12 protein-coding genes are annotated in these 13,666 nt (G+C 68.2%); 8 read left to right on the top strand and 4 right to left on the bottom strand.

Translation table 11 applies throughout. From position 1 onward, the window contains the following. Positions 1-16: 16 nt before the first annotated feature. Complete coding sequence (locus VGN45_RS05320) at positions 17-1,354, top strand: FAD/NAD(P)-binding protein (protein ID WP_327460110.1); 1,338 nt, start codon at positions 17-19, stop codon at positions 1,352-1,354. On the opposite strand, the gene glmM is transcribed toward VGN45_RS05320, so the two are convergent. Continuing rightward, positions 1,351-2,703, bottom strand: a complete 1,353-nt coding sequence (glmM, locus tag VGN45_RS05315) for a phosphoglucosamine mutase (RefSeq protein ID WP_327460108.1) — start codon at positions 2,701-2,703, stop codon at positions 1,351-1,353. The two genes, VGN45_RS05320 and glmM, sit on opposite strands and share 4 nt — an antisense overlap. A 176-nt stretch (positions 2,704-2,879) precedes the next feature. On the opposite strand from glmM, the gene glmS reads away from it, so the two are divergent. Together glmS and galU are read left to right on the top strand one after the other, a co-directional pair. Next, the gene (gene glmS / locus VGN45_RS05310; RefSeq protein WP_327460106.1) at positions 2,880-4,694 is read left to right on the top strand and encodes a glutamine--fructose-6-phosphate transaminase (isomerizing); all 1,815 of its coding nucleotides are present in this window, start codon (positions 2,880-2,882) and stop codon (positions 4,692-4,694) included. 56 nt (positions 4,695-4,750) lie between these two features. Next, entirely contained in the window at positions 4,751-5,632 is an 882-nt protein-coding gene (galU, locus tag VGN45_RS05305) for a UTP--glucose-1-phosphate uridylyltransferase GalU (RefSeq protein ID WP_327460104.1), read from the top strand. Here the strand turns inward: galU and VGN45_RS05300 are convergent, their stop codons facing one another. Then, a complete protein-coding gene (locus VGN45_RS05300) occupies positions 5,633-6,256 on the bottom strand; it encodes a glutathione S-transferase family protein (RefSeq protein ID WP_327460102.1) in 624 nt (207 codons plus the stop codon). It lies immediately after the preceding gene. A gap of 118 nt (positions 6,257-6,374) precedes the next feature. Between VGN45_RS05300 and VGN45_RS05295 the strand changes: the two genes are divergently transcribed. The 3 genes from VGN45_RS05295 (at position 6,375) to VGN45_RS05285 (ending at position 8,619) form a co-directional block, all read left to right on the top strand. Further along, positions 6,375-7,130, top strand: a complete 756-nt coding sequence (locus VGN45_RS05295) for a cytochrome b/b6 domain-containing protein (RefSeq protein WP_327460100.1) — start codon at positions 6,375-6,377, stop codon at positions 7,128-7,130. Then, positions 7,120-7,872: a molybdopterin-dependent oxidoreductase gene (locus VGN45_RS05290; RefSeq protein WP_327460098.1), complete on the top strand. Its 753-nt coding sequence runs from the start codon at positions 7,120-7,122 to the stop codon at positions 7,870-7,872. The genes VGN45_RS05295 and VGN45_RS05290 overlap by 11 nt, the downstream gene beginning before the upstream one ends. Positions 7,873-8,022: 150 nt before the next feature. Further along, the gene (locus VGN45_RS05285) at positions 8,023-8,619 is read left to right on the top strand and encodes a hypothetical protein (RefSeq protein WP_327460096.1); all 597 of its coding nucleotides are present in this window, start codon (positions 8,023-8,025) and stop codon (positions 8,617-8,619) included. 59 nt (positions 8,620-8,678) lie between these two features. Here the strand turns inward: VGN45_RS05285 and VGN45_RS05280 are convergent, their stop codons facing one another. After that, positions 8,679-9,734, bottom strand: a complete 1,056-nt coding sequence (locus VGN45_RS05280) for a ribonucleotide-diphosphate reductase subunit beta (protein ID WP_327460094.1) — start codon at positions 9,732-9,734, stop codon at positions 8,679-8,681. A gap of 241 nt (positions 9,735-9,975) precedes the next feature. Here VGN45_RS05280 and VGN45_RS05275 point away from each other — a divergent pair, with 241 nt between their 5' ends. Next, positions 9,976-10,626, top strand: coding sequence for a glutathione S-transferase family protein (locus VGN45_RS05275; protein ID WP_414643388.1), 651 nt, complete (start codon positions 9,976-9,978; stop codon positions 10,624-10,626). On the opposite strand, the gene VGN45_RS05270 is transcribed toward VGN45_RS05275, so the two are convergent. Continuing rightward, complete coding sequence (locus VGN45_RS05270) at positions 10,623-12,716, bottom strand: response regulator (RefSeq protein WP_327460092.1); 2,094 nt, start codon at positions 12,714-12,716, stop codon at positions 10,623-10,625. The two genes, VGN45_RS05275 and VGN45_RS05270, sit on opposite strands and share 4 nt — an antisense overlap. Before the next feature lie 170 nt (positions 12,717-12,886). Here VGN45_RS05270 and VGN45_RS05265 point away from each other — a divergent pair, with 170 nt between their 5' ends. Beyond that, positions 12,887-13,666, top strand: coding sequence for a hypothetical protein (locus VGN45_RS05265; RefSeq protein ID WP_327460090.1), 780 nt, complete (start codon positions 12,887-12,889; stop codon positions 13,664-13,666).

Raw genomic sequence — 13,666 nt, 5'->3', positions numbered from 1 at the left:
CGTTCATGGAGTGCGGGTGACCGCAGCCCCCATCCTGATCGTCGGCGGAGGATTCTCCGGCGCCATGCTGGCGGCGCGGCTGGCCGAGTGCGGGCAGGCCTCCGTTCTGATCGACGCGACGGGCCGGTTCGGACGCGGCGTGGCCTATTCCACCGACTTCGACGGTCATCTGCTCAACGTGCGCTCGGCGCGGATGGGCGCGGCCGAAGGGCGGCCGGACGATTTCGTGGAGTGGCTTCGGACGAACGCCCCCGCTCATGCGGACCCGAACGGCTTCGCGCCGCGCCGCCTTTACGGGGAATATGTCGAGGACCGGCTGACTTCGGTTCAAGCGGCCCATCCGGGACGGATCACGGCGCTGCACGCCCGCGCTTCGGCCGTCGATGGATCGGGTGTGGTGCTGGAAGACGGCCGGCGCCTGACGGGTCACGCCGTCGTCCTGGCTACCGGCAACCCCGCCCCCAACACGGCCGGCGAACACACCGACCGGCTGATCCGAGATCCTTGGGCCCCCGGTGCCCTCGACGTCGTCGAGCCGACCGACGTGGTCGCGGTCATCGGCACGGGCCTGACCATGGTGGACGTCGCCCTGTCGCTGGAGGCGCTGGGATGGACCGGAGAGATGCGCGCCTCCTCGCTGCGCGGCCTCTTGCCTCGCGCGCATGCTGCGACGCCCGACGCGCCCGTCGCGCCGACGTCGGACATGCTGAACGGCCCCGCCTCGCGCCGTCTGAACGCCGCCCGGCGGCTAGCCCGTCAGCACGATTGGCGCGGCGTCATGGAGGGGTTGCGCCCCATCACCGCCGACCTTTGGCACGAGGCCGACGCGAAGACGCGGTCGCGCTGGGTCCGTCACCTTCGTCCATGGTGGGACGTTCACCGCCACCGGATCGCGCCGGCGGTGGCCAAGACATTGGACACAATGATCGCCGTGGGCCGGCTGAGCATCTCAGCCGCCCGCGTGACCGGCGTGAGCACCGTCGGGCCCGGCACGATCGATGCGGAAACGAACCGACCCGTTGCCCGCGAAAAGGTCGTCGTGGAACACCTGCCGCCGCGTGCGCAAGTCCCGCGCGGCCTGATCGTGGATCGCGTCATCGACTGCTCCGGCCCGGGTCATGACCCGCGGCGCGATCCGCTCACGGCGCCGCTGCTGGCGTCCGGCCGGGCGCGGCTTGATCCGTTGGGATTGGGTCTCGATCTGGACGACGCCGGACGGGCCCTCTCGGGCGACGGCGTGCCGGATCAGGCGCTATTCGTCCTGGGTCCGCCGGCGCGCGGCGCCTTCTGGGAGACCATCGCGGTTCCCGACATCCGCAAGCGGATCGAAGAGATCGTGACGGCTTTGACCTAACCCGCCGCCTTCACAGCCACCGCGACGGCGTCGACCATCTTCGTCACCAAGCCTTCGTCGTCGCCCTCGGCCATGACGCGGATCAGCTTTTCCGTGCCCGACGGACGGACCAGGAGCCGGCCGCCGGCGGCCTTCAGCGTGGCCTCCGCTTCGGCCATGGCGGCCTTGACGGTCGCGTCCTCCAGCGGCTTGCCGGCGGCGTAGCGGACGTTGACCAGCTTCTGCGGCACCGGGTCGAACTGGCGCGCGAGGTCGCTCATCTTGCGGCCCGAGGCGACCAGAACGGCCAGCACCTGCAGCGCGCTCATCAGGCCGTCGCCGGTCGTGGCGTGGTCGTGCAGGATGATGTGGCCGGACTGTTCTCCGCCGACGTTGAAGCCGCCCTCGCGCATCCGCTCCATGACGTAGCGGTCGCCGACCCTGGTGCGCTCCAGCGTCAGGCCGGCCGCGGCCAAGGCGCGCTCCAGACCCAGGTTGGACATGACGGTGGCGACCACGCCGCCGCCGACCAGAAGGCCCCGGTTGGCCCAATCCAGCGCCACAAGCGCCATGAGCTGGTCGCCGTCGACGACCTGGCCCTTCTCGTCGCAGATGATGACGCGGTCGGCGTCGCCATCAAGCGCGATGCCGATGTCGGCGCGGTGTAGGCGCACCGTCTCGGCCAGCTGCTCAGGATGGGTCGATCCGCATTCGGCGTTGATGTTCAGACCGTTGGGTTCCACTCCGATCGGAAAAACCTCGGCGCCGAGCTCGTAGAGCGCCGTCGGCGCCACGTTGTAGGCGGCCCCGTTGGCGCAGTCGACGACGATCCTCAGTCCACTGAGGTTCAAGCTCTTGGGGAAGCTGGCCTTGGCGATCTCGACGTAGCGGGCCTGGGCGTCGTCGATGCGCTTGACCCGGCCCAGCTTGTCCGGCGGGGCCAGACCCTCACCCAGGGCCTGGTCCATCATCGATTCGATCTTGAGTTCCACCGCATCCGACAGCTTGTAGCCGTCCGGGCCGAACAGCTTGATCCCATTGTCGGCATAGCTGTTGTGGCTGGCGGAGATCATCACCCCGATGTCGGCGCGCATCGACCGCGTCATCATCGCGACGCCCGGCGTCGGCAGCGGGCCGAACAGGCGGACGTCCATGCCGGCGGAGGTGAAGCCCGCCACCAGAGCCGGCTCAATCATGTAGCCGGACAGACGGGTGTCCTTGCCGATCACCACCAGATGGCGGCGGTCGTCGGACGACATGAACAGGCGCCCGGCGGCCAGGCCGACCCGCAGGGCGACTTCCGGGGTCATCGGATGGCTGTTGGCCCGGCCGCGGATGCCGTCAGTCCCGAAATATCGCCTGTCGCCCAAGGGCCCCTCCCGATCGCCGCCAGGGCGAAGAAACCTTGCGTAATGACTTTTCAGTCGTCACGCGCCGCGCCATCCCGTATCGGCGGGACGCGTCGGACATGTGAAGGGCTGATAAACCTTCATATTCCGCGTGCAAAGGGCGGCCTTCAAAGGGCCGCGAACGAGGGCGACCAGGAATGTGCGGCATCATCGGCGTGACGGGGACGGGAGCGGTGGCTCCGCGACTGATCGACAGCCTGAAGCGGCTCGAGTACCGCGGCTACGATTCCGCCGGGATCGCCGCCGTGGTCGACGGCCGGATCGAACGCCGCCGCGCCAAGGGCAAGATCCGCGAACTGGAAGCCGTGCTGGCGGCCGATCCGCTGAACGCCACCGTCGGCATCGGCCATACGCGCTGGGCCACCCACGGCGCGCCCACGGAGGCGAACGCCCATCCGCACAAGGCCGGTCGCGTGACGCTGGTGCACAACGGGATCATCGAGAATTTCGCAGACCTTAAGGCCGAACTCGCCGCCCACGGACGGACTTTCGAAAGCCAGACCGACACGGAGGTGGTGGCCCATCTGCTGGACGCCGAACTGGCGACCACGAATGACCCGCTGGTCGCCTTCAAGCGCGTTCTGGACCGGCTGACCGGCGCCTATGCGCTGGCGGTGCTGATCGACGGCGAGGACGGACTGATCCTCGGAGCCCGTCGCGGCAGCCCCTTGGTCGTGGGTTGGGGCGACGGCGAGATGTATCTGGGCTCCGACGCGCTGGCGGTCGGGCCATTCACGACATCGATCAGCTATCTTGAAGAGGGCGACTACGTCGCGCTGGATCGGTCCGGCGCGCGGATGTTCGACATGTCGGGAGCCCCCGTGGATCGGCCGGTGGTACAGGTCTCCGGATCGTCGGCCATGGTCGAAAAGGGCGAGTACCGCCACTTCATGCTGAAGGAGATCCACGAGCAGCCCGACAGCGTCCAGCGCACCCTGTCCGAATACCTCGACTTCGTGAACGGCAGGGCCAAGCCGACCTCCGTCGATTTCGGCGCCGTGGAGCGCATTCAGGTCGTGGCCTGCGGCACCGCCTTCTATGCCGCCCAGATCGGCCGCTACGCCTTTGAGCGCCTGGCCGGCCTGCCGTGCGACGTCGAGATCGCGTCGGAGTTCCGCTATCGACGGCCGGCGGTGACGAAGGGAACGCTGGCGGTCGCCGTCAGCCAGTCGGGCGAGACGGCCGACACCCTTGCGTCGCTGACCTGGTGCAAGGCGCAGGGCCTGAACACCGCCGCCCTGGTCAACGTGCATTCCTCTTCGATGGCGCGGGAAGCGGCCGTTCTATGGCCGACCCATGCAGGGCCGGAGATCGGCGTGGCGTCGACCAAGGCCTTCACCGCCCAGGTCGCGGCCCTGCTGGCGCTGGCGGTGGCGGCGGGCGTGCAACGCGGCCGGATCGAGGCCGCCGAAGAGGCCGAGCTGATCCAGGCCCTGTTCGAGACCCCGCGTCTGATCGCTGAGGCCATGGGGATGGACGACGCCCTGCGCGACGTCGCGAACGAGCTGTCCAAGGCGACGGACGTCCTGTTCCTCGGCCGTGGGGCCATGTTCCCGCTGGCCATGGAGGGCGCGCTGAAGCTTAAGGAAATCAGTTATATCCATGCCGAGGGCTATGCCGCCGGCGAGCTGAAGCATGGCCCGATCGCTCTGATCGACGAATTCACGCCGACGGTGGCCCTCGCTCCGCTGGACGACGTCTTCGAGAAGACGGCCTCGAACCTGCAGGAGGTCGCGGCGCGCGGCGGACCGGTGATCATGATCGCCCCGGCCGAGGCGCCGGACCCCCACGGGGCGGGAATCCGCCGCGTGGACGCTCCGGCGTGTCATCCACTCGTGGCGCCGCTCGTCCACGCCGTGGCGATCCAGCTTCTGGCCTATTACACGGCGGTCCAGAAGGGCACCGACGTGGACCAGCCGCGCAATCTGGCGAAGTCCGTCACGGTGGAGTGATCGCCTTTCGGGTCTGAGGCGTTAGGGTGGCCGACCTTCACCGTTCGGGATTCGCCATGACGACCGCCCCCCGCCGCCTGCGCAAGGCCGTGCTTCCCGTCGCCGGTCTGGGCACGCGGGTGCTGCCCGGCACCAAGACGACGCCCAAGGAGCTGCTGAACGTCGTCGATCGGCCGATCCTGTCCTACATCGTCGAAGAGGCCCGCGAGGCAGGCATCGAGCACATCGTCTTCGTGACCGGCCGCGCCAAGCAGGCGATCGAGGATTATTTCGACCACCAGATCGAGCTGGAGGCCCAGCTGGAGGCCAAGGGCAAGACCGACGTCCTGGCCATGATGAACGCCGAACTGGCCGAGGCCGGCGAGATGAGCTTCACCCGCCAGATGCAGCCCAAGGGGCTGGGTCATGCCGTCTGGTGCGCCCGCGACATCGTCGGCGACGAGCCGTTCGCCGTCATCCTGCCCGACGTGATCGTCGACTCGCAGCCCGGCGCCCTGAAGCAGCTGGCCGACGTCTATGCCGAGGTGGGCGGCAATGTGATCGGCGTGGAGCAGGTGCCGGAGACCGAGACCCACAAATACGGCATCATCGACCCGGACGGCGACGCCTCGGGCGCGCGGATCCGCATGAAGGGCATGGTCGAGAAGCCGCCCCGGGGCGAAGCGCCGTCGACCCTGTCGATCTCCGGCCGCTACATCCTGCAGCCCGAAATCTTCCGCATCCTGGCCACGCAGGAGCGCGGCGCCGGCGGCGAGATTCAGCTTACGGACGGAATGGCCAGGCTGATGCGTGACCAGACGTTCACGGCCGTCAAGTACGACGGCGTCACGCACGACTGCGGCGACAAGATCGGCCTGCTGCGCGCCAACGTGGCGCTCGCGTTGAAACGGCCCGACCTTGGCGCGGCCGCGCGCTCCGCAATCGCCGGCCTGCTCTGATCAGCCTTTTGAGATCAGAGCGTCGTCCAGTTCGCGCGCCCGCGCGGCGGCCGGACGATCGGCGATGCGGGCCCAGTAGGCCTTGAAGGCGTCGCGGTCCGGCAGGGTCTTGAACATCAGTCCCCATCCGACCTGGCTGCCCAGATAGACGTCCGCTGCGGTGAAGCGGTCGCCGGCCGCGAAGTCGTGGCGCGACACAAGGTGCTCCAGACCGTCGACCATGGCCTCATAGCTGCCGTAGCCGACCTGACCCGCCTTGTCGGCGGGCGGAAGGGCGCCGACAGAGCGCGCTGTGACCGCCGCCTCCAGAGGCCCTGCGGCGAAGAACAAGGCGCGCAGATAGGCCCCGCGTTCCGGAGCGTCGGTCGCGGGCGCAAGGCCCGCATCGGGAAAGGCGTCGGCCAGATAAGCGCAGATCGCGGCGCATTCGGTGACGGCCTGCCCGCGATGGAGGATCGCCGGAACCTTGCCCATCGGATTGATCGCCAGATAGGCGGGCGCCTTCATGGTCGTGCCGTAGTCCAGGACCTCCGTCCGATAGGGGGCGCCCACCTCCTCCAGCATCCAGCGGACGATGCGGCCGCGCGACATCGGGTTGGTGTAGAAGATGATCTCTTCGGACATGGCGGGCCTCGTTTGCGACGCCGCGGACGATGCGCGCGAAGGCATGTAACCTCAAGCTTCGCGGCGACGTATCTTCATGTCATGCTGGCCGCGTCGCCGAGCCGTCCTTGGGGGGACCATGAGCCGACCTGACCGCCCGTTGCCCGACGGCCGCGTCGCCATCTGGCGGCATCCCCTGCCCGTTCGCGTCACCCATTGGGTCAATGCGATCTGCGTGCTGATCCTTGCGATGACCGGGCTGAACATCCTGAAGGCGCATCCGCACCTCTACTGGGGCCTGGCCTCGACCTTCGCCGATCCGTGGCTGAGTTTTCCGAACATCCCGGACTGGGCGACGATTCCGACGACGCGCAACCTGGCCGTCGCGCGCAACTGGCACTTCTTCTTTGCCTGGTTGTTCGTGATCAACGGCCTGATCTACCTGGCCTATGCCCTGATCGCCGGACGCTTCCGCCGCCTGATGGAGCCGTCGCGCGAGGAGCTGAAGCACATCCCGCAGAGCGTTGTGGAGCACGCCAAACTGCATTTTCCGGAAGGGGAAGAGGCGCGGACCTACAACGTCATCCAGAAGCTGACCTATCTGGTCGTGCTGCTGGTTCTGCTGCCACTGATGCTGGGCACCGGGCTGGCCATGTCGCCGGGGATGAACGCCGTCCTGCCGGACCTGCTGCATCTGTTCGGCGGGCGTCAGTCGGCGCGGACGCTGCATTTCATCGCCGCAGCCGGGATCGGCCTGTTCGCCGTCGTCCACGTGCTGCTGGTCTTCCTGTCCGGGCCCTGGAACAACCTGCGCGCCATGACCACGGGCTGGTTCGTCATCAAGCCCGACGCCACGCCCCCCGCCACGCCTGAGGAGAAGCCCGATGCGTCCTGATCGTCGCCTGCTGATCCTGGGAGGCGCCGCGACCCTGTCGGGGTGCGACGCCTTCACCCGCGTGCCGGCCGTCCAGTGCACGGTGAAGAAGGCCGAGAAGCTGACGCTGGGCGCCCAGCGTGCGGTCATCCCGCGCACGGCCCTGGCCCCGGAGTATTCCGAAAAGGACATCTCCAAGGATTTCCGCGCCAACGGCTCCATAGATCCGGCGGATCGCGAGTACCGGACCCTGCGGGCCAACGGCTTCCGCGACTATCGGCTGGTCGTCGACGGCCTGGTGAATCGGCCGCTGAGCCTGTCGATGGAGGACATCAAGCGCCGCCCCTCGCGCACGCAGATCACCAAGCACGACTGCGTCGAGGGCTGGACCTCGATCGGCAAATGGAAGGGCGCGCGCCTGTCGGCCATCCTGAATGAGGCGGGGCTGAAACCGAACGCCAAGTACATCATGTTCCACTGCTTCGACGCCCTCGATCAGACCGAGGATGGCGAGCGCTATTACACCTCGATCGACCTGGTGGACGCCTTCCACGCCCAGACGCTTCTGGCCTATGAGATGAACGACCGGCCTCTGCCCATCAAGCACGGCGCCCCGCTGCGCCTGCGGGCCGAGCGCCAGCTGGGCTACAAGATGGCCAAATACATCAAGCGGATCGAGGCGGTCGAAAGCTTCGCCCACATCGGCAAGGGCAAGGGCGGTTATTGGGAAGACCGCGGCTACGAGTGGTACGCAGGCATCTGACGCCCACATCGGGTCACCCCGTCGCCCCATTTCTGACGTGAAGATGAACGGCGGATATCGGCGTTCTTCAGGGCGGCGGGCGCATCGCTGACCTCACCGGTCGACGACCGGTCCGCCCACGGGGCGGCAACCTTGGAGGAGGGTGCAGTCATGAAAGCGTATCTTTTGGTCGCCGGGTTCACCCTGGCGCTGTCCACACCGGCCCTGGCGCAGGAGATGCATCGCCTGCCCGCCGGCGCCGCCCGCATCGACCCTGTCGGTCACGCCGCCCTGGGCGATCGTTTCCAGCCGCGGGGAGGTCTGATCCGCGACGCCGTCTGCGCCGTCGATCCGGCGATAACCGGCGTCACCCTGACCAAAGGTGACGGCGGCGCGGTCAGAGTCGCCTATGAGGTCGCCAACCGCGGCCGGCATGCCTGGGCGTCGGGCGAGGGTCAGCAGATGGTCACCGTGCGGGTCACGAACGGCAACACCGGTCGCATCTTCGCCGAATCGGAAGCCCTGGCCACGGCCGCAGCCCCGCGGGCCAGTATGGGCCGGTTCTCCACACCCATGATCGCCGACGCCTTCGACACGTTCGAGTTCGGCGGCGAGGTGGAGGTCGAGATCGCCTACGACCCCGACATCGCCATCGACGGCAACGGCTGCAACGACGACGGCGCCGCCCGAAACAACGTCCTGCGGATCAGTCACTCCCAGGTCGCCGGCTTCCTCGGATCGCGCGCCACGAGCCGCACCTTCCGCTGAGGCGCAGGCGCCGGTCAGAGGCCGGTCCGTCGCGGGTCAGATCCCGCGGCGGACCGGCCTCAGGCGTGTTCGGACGCCTCCGTCGCGCGCTTCTTCATCAGGGCGTCGAAGCTGTCCCAGACGCCCTCGGCGCCGTGCCAGGATCCTTGCGTCGCCGCCTTGGAGTACTCCGTCGCGCGGGCCTCGAAGAAGTTGGCGTGCTCGACGCCGCTCAGCAGGGCCTGAAGCCACGGCAGCGGGTTCTCGCGCGAGCCGCCGTACAACTCCGGCAGTTGCAGCTGCCGGAGGCGCCAGTCGGCGATGAAGCGGATGTAGTCCTTGATGTCCTGGGGCACCATGCCGTTCACCGGGCCCTGTTCGAAGGCCAGGTCGATGAACTTGTCCTCCATGTTCACGACCGTGCGGCAACATTCCACGATGTCCTCGGCCACGGCCTTCGTCACCGCGCCCGTCTCCTTGTTGAAGGCATGGTACAGCTTGATGATGCCCTCGCAGTGCAGGCTTTCGTCGCGGACGGACCAGCTGACGATCTGGCCCATGCCCTTCATCTTGTTCTGTCGGGGGAAGTTCATCAGCATGGCGAAGCTGGCGAACAGTTGAAGCCCCTCGGCGAAGCCGCCGAACATGGCCAGCGTGCGGGCGATGTCGGCCTCTGAGTCCACCCCGAACTGGCCCATGTAGTCGTGCTTGTCCCGCATGGCCTCGTATTCCATGAAGGCGCCGAACTCGGCCTCGGGCATGCCGATCGTTTCCAGCAGCAGGGCGTAGGCCGCGATGTGGATGGTCTCCATGTTGGCGAAGGACGCCAGCATCATCTTGACCTCGGTCGGTTTGAACACCCGGCCGTAGCGCTCCATGTAGTTGTCCTGCACCTCGATGTCGGCCTGGGTGAAGAAGCGGAAGATCTGCGTCAGCAGGTTGCGCTCGCCGTCGTTCAGATTGGCCGCCCAGTCCTTGCAGTCCTCGCCCAGCGGCACCTCTTCGGGCATCCAGTGGACCTGCTGCTGCTTCTTCCACATGTCGAAGGCCCACGGATAGCGGAACGGCTTGTAGGCGGCCGAAGGCGTCAGCAGGCCGGGGACCTTGAGCGACGAGGACGGGACGTGCGCGTTCATGCGGGGACTCGGCGATTCCGGGTTGAAGTGCGTGCGTTCACCATGCGGGTGAAAGGCTCCGGCGCCAAGCCGAATTGCGGCTATATTGCGATCACATTTTCGCAGACCGCTAGATGTGGTGTCGGCTCCAAGCTTCCTGTGGGCGTCGTCGGGGATGGATCAGGGCGGCTGATGGCGGCGGGCGACGAACTCGGGAACACGGGGTTCCGGCCCGCACTAGTCTGACCGCCGGAGGATCGTCATGACCTACATCGTCTACGGCGCGCTCGGCTCGGGCTCCATCCCGGTCGAGGCGGCGCTGACCCTGATCGGCGCGCCGTATCGCGTGGAGGAGTTCGTCACCTATGCCTCCGAAGCCGAGCGGGCGCGCATCGCCCCGCACAATCCCATGCGTCAGGTGCCGGCGCTGGTGACGCCCGAGGGCGAGACGATCACCGAGAGCGCGGCCATCCTGCTGTGGCTGACGGAGCGCCATCCGGAAGCGGGGCTGGCCCCGCCGCCGGGCGATCCGCGGCGGGGACGGTTCCTGCGGTGGATGGCGTTCATTTCCGCGGAGATCTACGCCCTCTACTGGGTCCGGGACGTGCCTTCGAGACTGGTCGGCGACGACGCAGCCGCCCAGACGCAGATCAAGCTGCGGACTCAAGAGCGAATCGCCGCGTGCTGGGGCGTGATGGAGAGCCAGACCGATCCCGGCCGGTTCGTGCTGGGCGCCGAGCTGAGCGTGCTGGACCTCTACATGGCGGTCGTCAGCCGTTGGCGACCCTTGCGGCGGCGGTTCCATGAGGTGGCGCCGCGACTGGGCCAGGTCGCACGGCGGGTCGACGCCCTGCCGGAGCTGGCGGAATTCTGGGCCCGCCGGTTTCCGTTCGAGGGCGACTATATGGGTTAGGCCGCGACGGCGTCCGGTCTGGTGGCGGCGAACTCGCCCGACAGAGCGCGGTTCAGTACGGTCAGCAAGCCGTGCTGGCTGATCGGCTTGGCCATGTGGGCGTCCATGCCTGCGCCCAGGCAACGGGCCACGTCTTCGGGCATGGCGTCGGCCGTCATGGCGACGATCGGCGCCTCCGACAGGTCGGCGCGCAGGCGGCGCGTCGCCTCGATCCCGTCCATGCGGGGCATGCGCACATCCATGAGAATGAGGTCGAACGCCTGCGCTTGGGCACGCGACACAGCCTCAAGCCCGTCCACCGCCTCGGTCACTTCGCAGCCGAAGGCTTCCAGCATGACCCGCGCGACTTCTCGGTTCACGGGGTGGTCGTCCACGACGAGCACTCGGGGCGCGCGGCCGCCCTCGTCCGGAGGCGGCGCGGCGTCGGCCGGTTCGTGCGCGGGACCGGGCATGTCTCCGGCCCGGGGCAGCGGCAAGGTCAGGGTGAAGGCCGCACCGCCGCCCGGCCGGTCGCCGACGTCCACCCGCCCGTCCATGCGCCGCACGTTGCGGGCCACCAGGGCAAGACCGAGACCGGCGCCCTGATGCGCTCGGCTGAGGGAATCGTCGATCTGCTCGAACGCCCCGAAAAGGCGGTCGCGGTGATCGGGATCGACGCCGGGGCCCGTATCGGCCACGCGGATCACGATCTGCCCGCCGCGCTCTTCGATGCGCACTTCCACATGGCCGCGCTCGGTGAACTTGGCCGCATTCGAGATCAGGGCGTGCAGCGTCTGGCGCAGGGCGCGGCGGTCGGCGAAGTGGCGGGCGCCGGGCGCCAAGCGCGCCTCGACCCGAAACTCCAGGCGCTTGGCCTCCAGCGCACCCAGGCTGGCAGACGCGGCGTCGCGTACGACGGTCTCCAGTTCGACCGGTTCGGGCGACAGGGCGGCGCCGCCGCGCGCGAAATCCAGAACGTCCTCGACCAGCATCAGAAGGCCGTCGCTGGACTGGCGAATCTGCCGGGCTTGTCTCACGGCCTCCGCGTCAAGCCCTGGCCGCGTCGCGAGCAGGTCGGCGAACCCGGCGACGCCGTTAAGCGGCGTTCGCATCTCGTGGCTCATCAGGGCCAGGAATCGCCCCCGGGCCTCGGCTGCGTGCTCCGCCCGAAGCCGCGCCTCTTGCGCCGCCTGGGTCCGGGTCCGCAGACGCGCCTCCAGGCGTCGGCGCTCCGTCACCACGGTGGAGATCGGAAGGATCGTGATCACCGCGCAGACCAGGAAGACGTTCAGGATGAGCAGCCGCCTCAGCATCGGCGAGGAACCCGCCAGGGCCGGGTCGTCGGACAGCTGCGTCAGATGCACCGGCCCCTGACCCGTCAAGGTCAGGGTTCCGCAGATCGCCGCCGTGACCAGGACGATCGCGGCCGTTGTCGTCGGCGAAAGGCGTAAGGCGATCAGCACCAGAGGCATCAGGACCAGGAACAGGACCGGCGCGGCCGCCTGCGTGAAGGTCAGGATCGTGACGGCCACGCTGAGCGCGATCAGGGCCGCCGCCTCACGCTTCGAGGCCCGGGTCACGCCCCGAAACCTGTGGGCCCGGGCCAGCATCAGCAGGGCGGGCGTGACCAACATCACCCCCAGGAACTCCACGGACACATAGGTCTGGACGTAGAAGGCCAGGATCGCCGCGGGCAGGGGCATCAACAGCGACATCAGACCGATGGCCGCCGCCGCCGACAGAAGCACGGCCGGCAGGGCGGCCATGACGGTGAAACGCAGCAGTCTCGAGGGCCGTCGCATGTCCAGCGCGGCCCCGCAGAACCGGCGCGCCAGAAGCGCTGCGAGCGCGGCCATGCCGAGGTTCAGCAGGGCGTTGATCCATAGGAAGACGCCGGGGTCGCCCCGCACGACGTTGTTCAGAAGATTGGCGGCGAAGCAGGCGGCGATCACCGCCACCGCGTCGCGTCGGTGAAGCTGCAGGAGCGCTGCGGCCATGATGCCGTTGGACAGCCAGACCGCGACCGCGCCGAATTCGCGCGCCGACCAGAACCCGGCGACGAGCGAGGCGACGAACATCGCCACATAGGCCCAGGGCGGCGGTCCCGCCACGCGTCCGGCCTCATGCCGGAAAAGACGCCACCGACCCTTCACGGGCGGCCCTCCCACTCCATCCGGGCGCAGACTATCCGCCAGCCGTAAACAAATCGGTCCACGGGCCGCGGGTCCGGAACCGGGGTTCAGGCGGAGCCGTTCCCCCTGCCTCGCGTCCAGAGGCCCCGATGTCCGACACCGTGCTCGACCCCAGCTTTCATCCGCCCGAGGAGGCGGTGGAGTTCTATGAGGAGAGCCTGCGCCTGCTGAAGGAGAGCGGCATCCCGTTTCTGCTGTCCGGCACCTATGCGGTGACGGCCTATACGGGCATCCGGCGGCCGACCAAGGACCTGGACGTCTTCTGCAAGCCCGGCGACTACCCCCGCATCCTGGCCTTCTTCCAGGCGCGGGGATACCGCACCGACGTCGAGGACGAGCGCTGGATCGCCAAGGTCTGGAAGGACGAGAAGCACTTCTTCGACGTCATCTTCGCCATGTCGAACGGCACCATCGCGGTCAACGACAGCTGGTTCGGCGACGACGCCATCGAGGTCTATGGCCATCGCGTCACCATCACCCCGCCGACCGCCTTGATCCTCTCGAAGGTCTTCATCCAGGACCGCTACCGCTATGACGGCGCGGACGTGAACCACGTCATCCTGAAGCAGTCCGAGGCCATCGACTGGAAGAGCCTGTTGGATCAGATGGACTTGTACTGGGAGGTGCTGATGGCGCACCTGCTGAACTTCCGGTTCGCCTATCCGACCGAGCGGGACCGGGTGCCCGCCTGGGTCATGACCGAGCTGACCGAGCGGCTGCGGGCGCAGGTCGATCTGCCGGCGCCGCGGGTGAAGGTGTGCCGCGGCCGTCTGTTCAGCCCGCGCGACTACATCTCCGACGTGGCCGAATGGGGCTTCGGCGACGTGGTCGGCAAGGGCCTGGAAGAGCGGCACGACCCGGTGCACTGA

Origin of the sequence: Brevundimonas sp. (assembly GCF_035999125.1) — a bacterium.
Classification (GTDB): Bacteria; Pseudomonadota; Alphaproteobacteria; order Caulobacterales; family Caulobacteraceae; genus Brevundimonas.
Note: the sequence above shows the minus strand (reverse complement) of the source record. Positions and strands in the feature narration are given on the sequence as shown.

What these genes read in the sequence shown, in the direction of transcription:
- glmS (WP_327460106.1), top strand. Translation starts at nt 2,880, where the DNA reads ATGTGCGGCATCATCGGCGTGACGGGGACGGGAGCGGTGGCTCCGCGA.
- galU (WP_327460104.1), top strand. Translation starts at nt 4,751, where the DNA reads ATGACGACCGCCCCCCGCCGCCTGCGCAAGGCCGTGCTTCCCGTCGCC.
- VGN45_RS05300 (WP_327460102.1), bottom strand. Translation starts at nt 6,256, where the DNA reads ATGTCCGAAGAGATCATCTTCTACACCAACCCGATGTCGCGCGGCCGC.
- VGN45_RS05295 (WP_327460100.1), top strand. Translation starts at nt 6,375, where the DNA reads ATGAGCCGACCTGACCGCCCGTTGCCCGACGGCCGCGTCGCCATCTGG.
- VGN45_RS05290 (WP_327460098.1), top strand. Translation starts at nt 7,120, where the DNA reads ATGCGTCCTGATCGTCGCCTGCTGATCCTGGGAGGCGCCGCGACCCTG.
- VGN45_RS05285 (WP_327460096.1), top strand. Translation starts at nt 8,023, where the DNA reads ATGAAAGCGTATCTTTTGGTCGCCGGGTTCACCCTGGCGCTGTCCACA.
- VGN45_RS05280 (WP_327460094.1), bottom strand. Translation starts at nt 9,734, where the DNA reads ATGAACGCGCACGTCCCGTCCTCGTCGCTCAAGGTCCCCGGCCTGCTG.
- VGN45_RS05275 (WP_414643388.1), top strand. Translation starts at nt 9,976, where the DNA reads ATGACCTACATCGTCTACGGCGCGCTCGGCTCGGGCTCCATCCCGGTC.
- VGN45_RS05265 (WP_327460090.1), top strand. Translation starts at nt 12,887, where the DNA reads ATGTCCGACACCGTGCTCGACCCCAGCTTTCATCCGCCCGAGGAGGCG.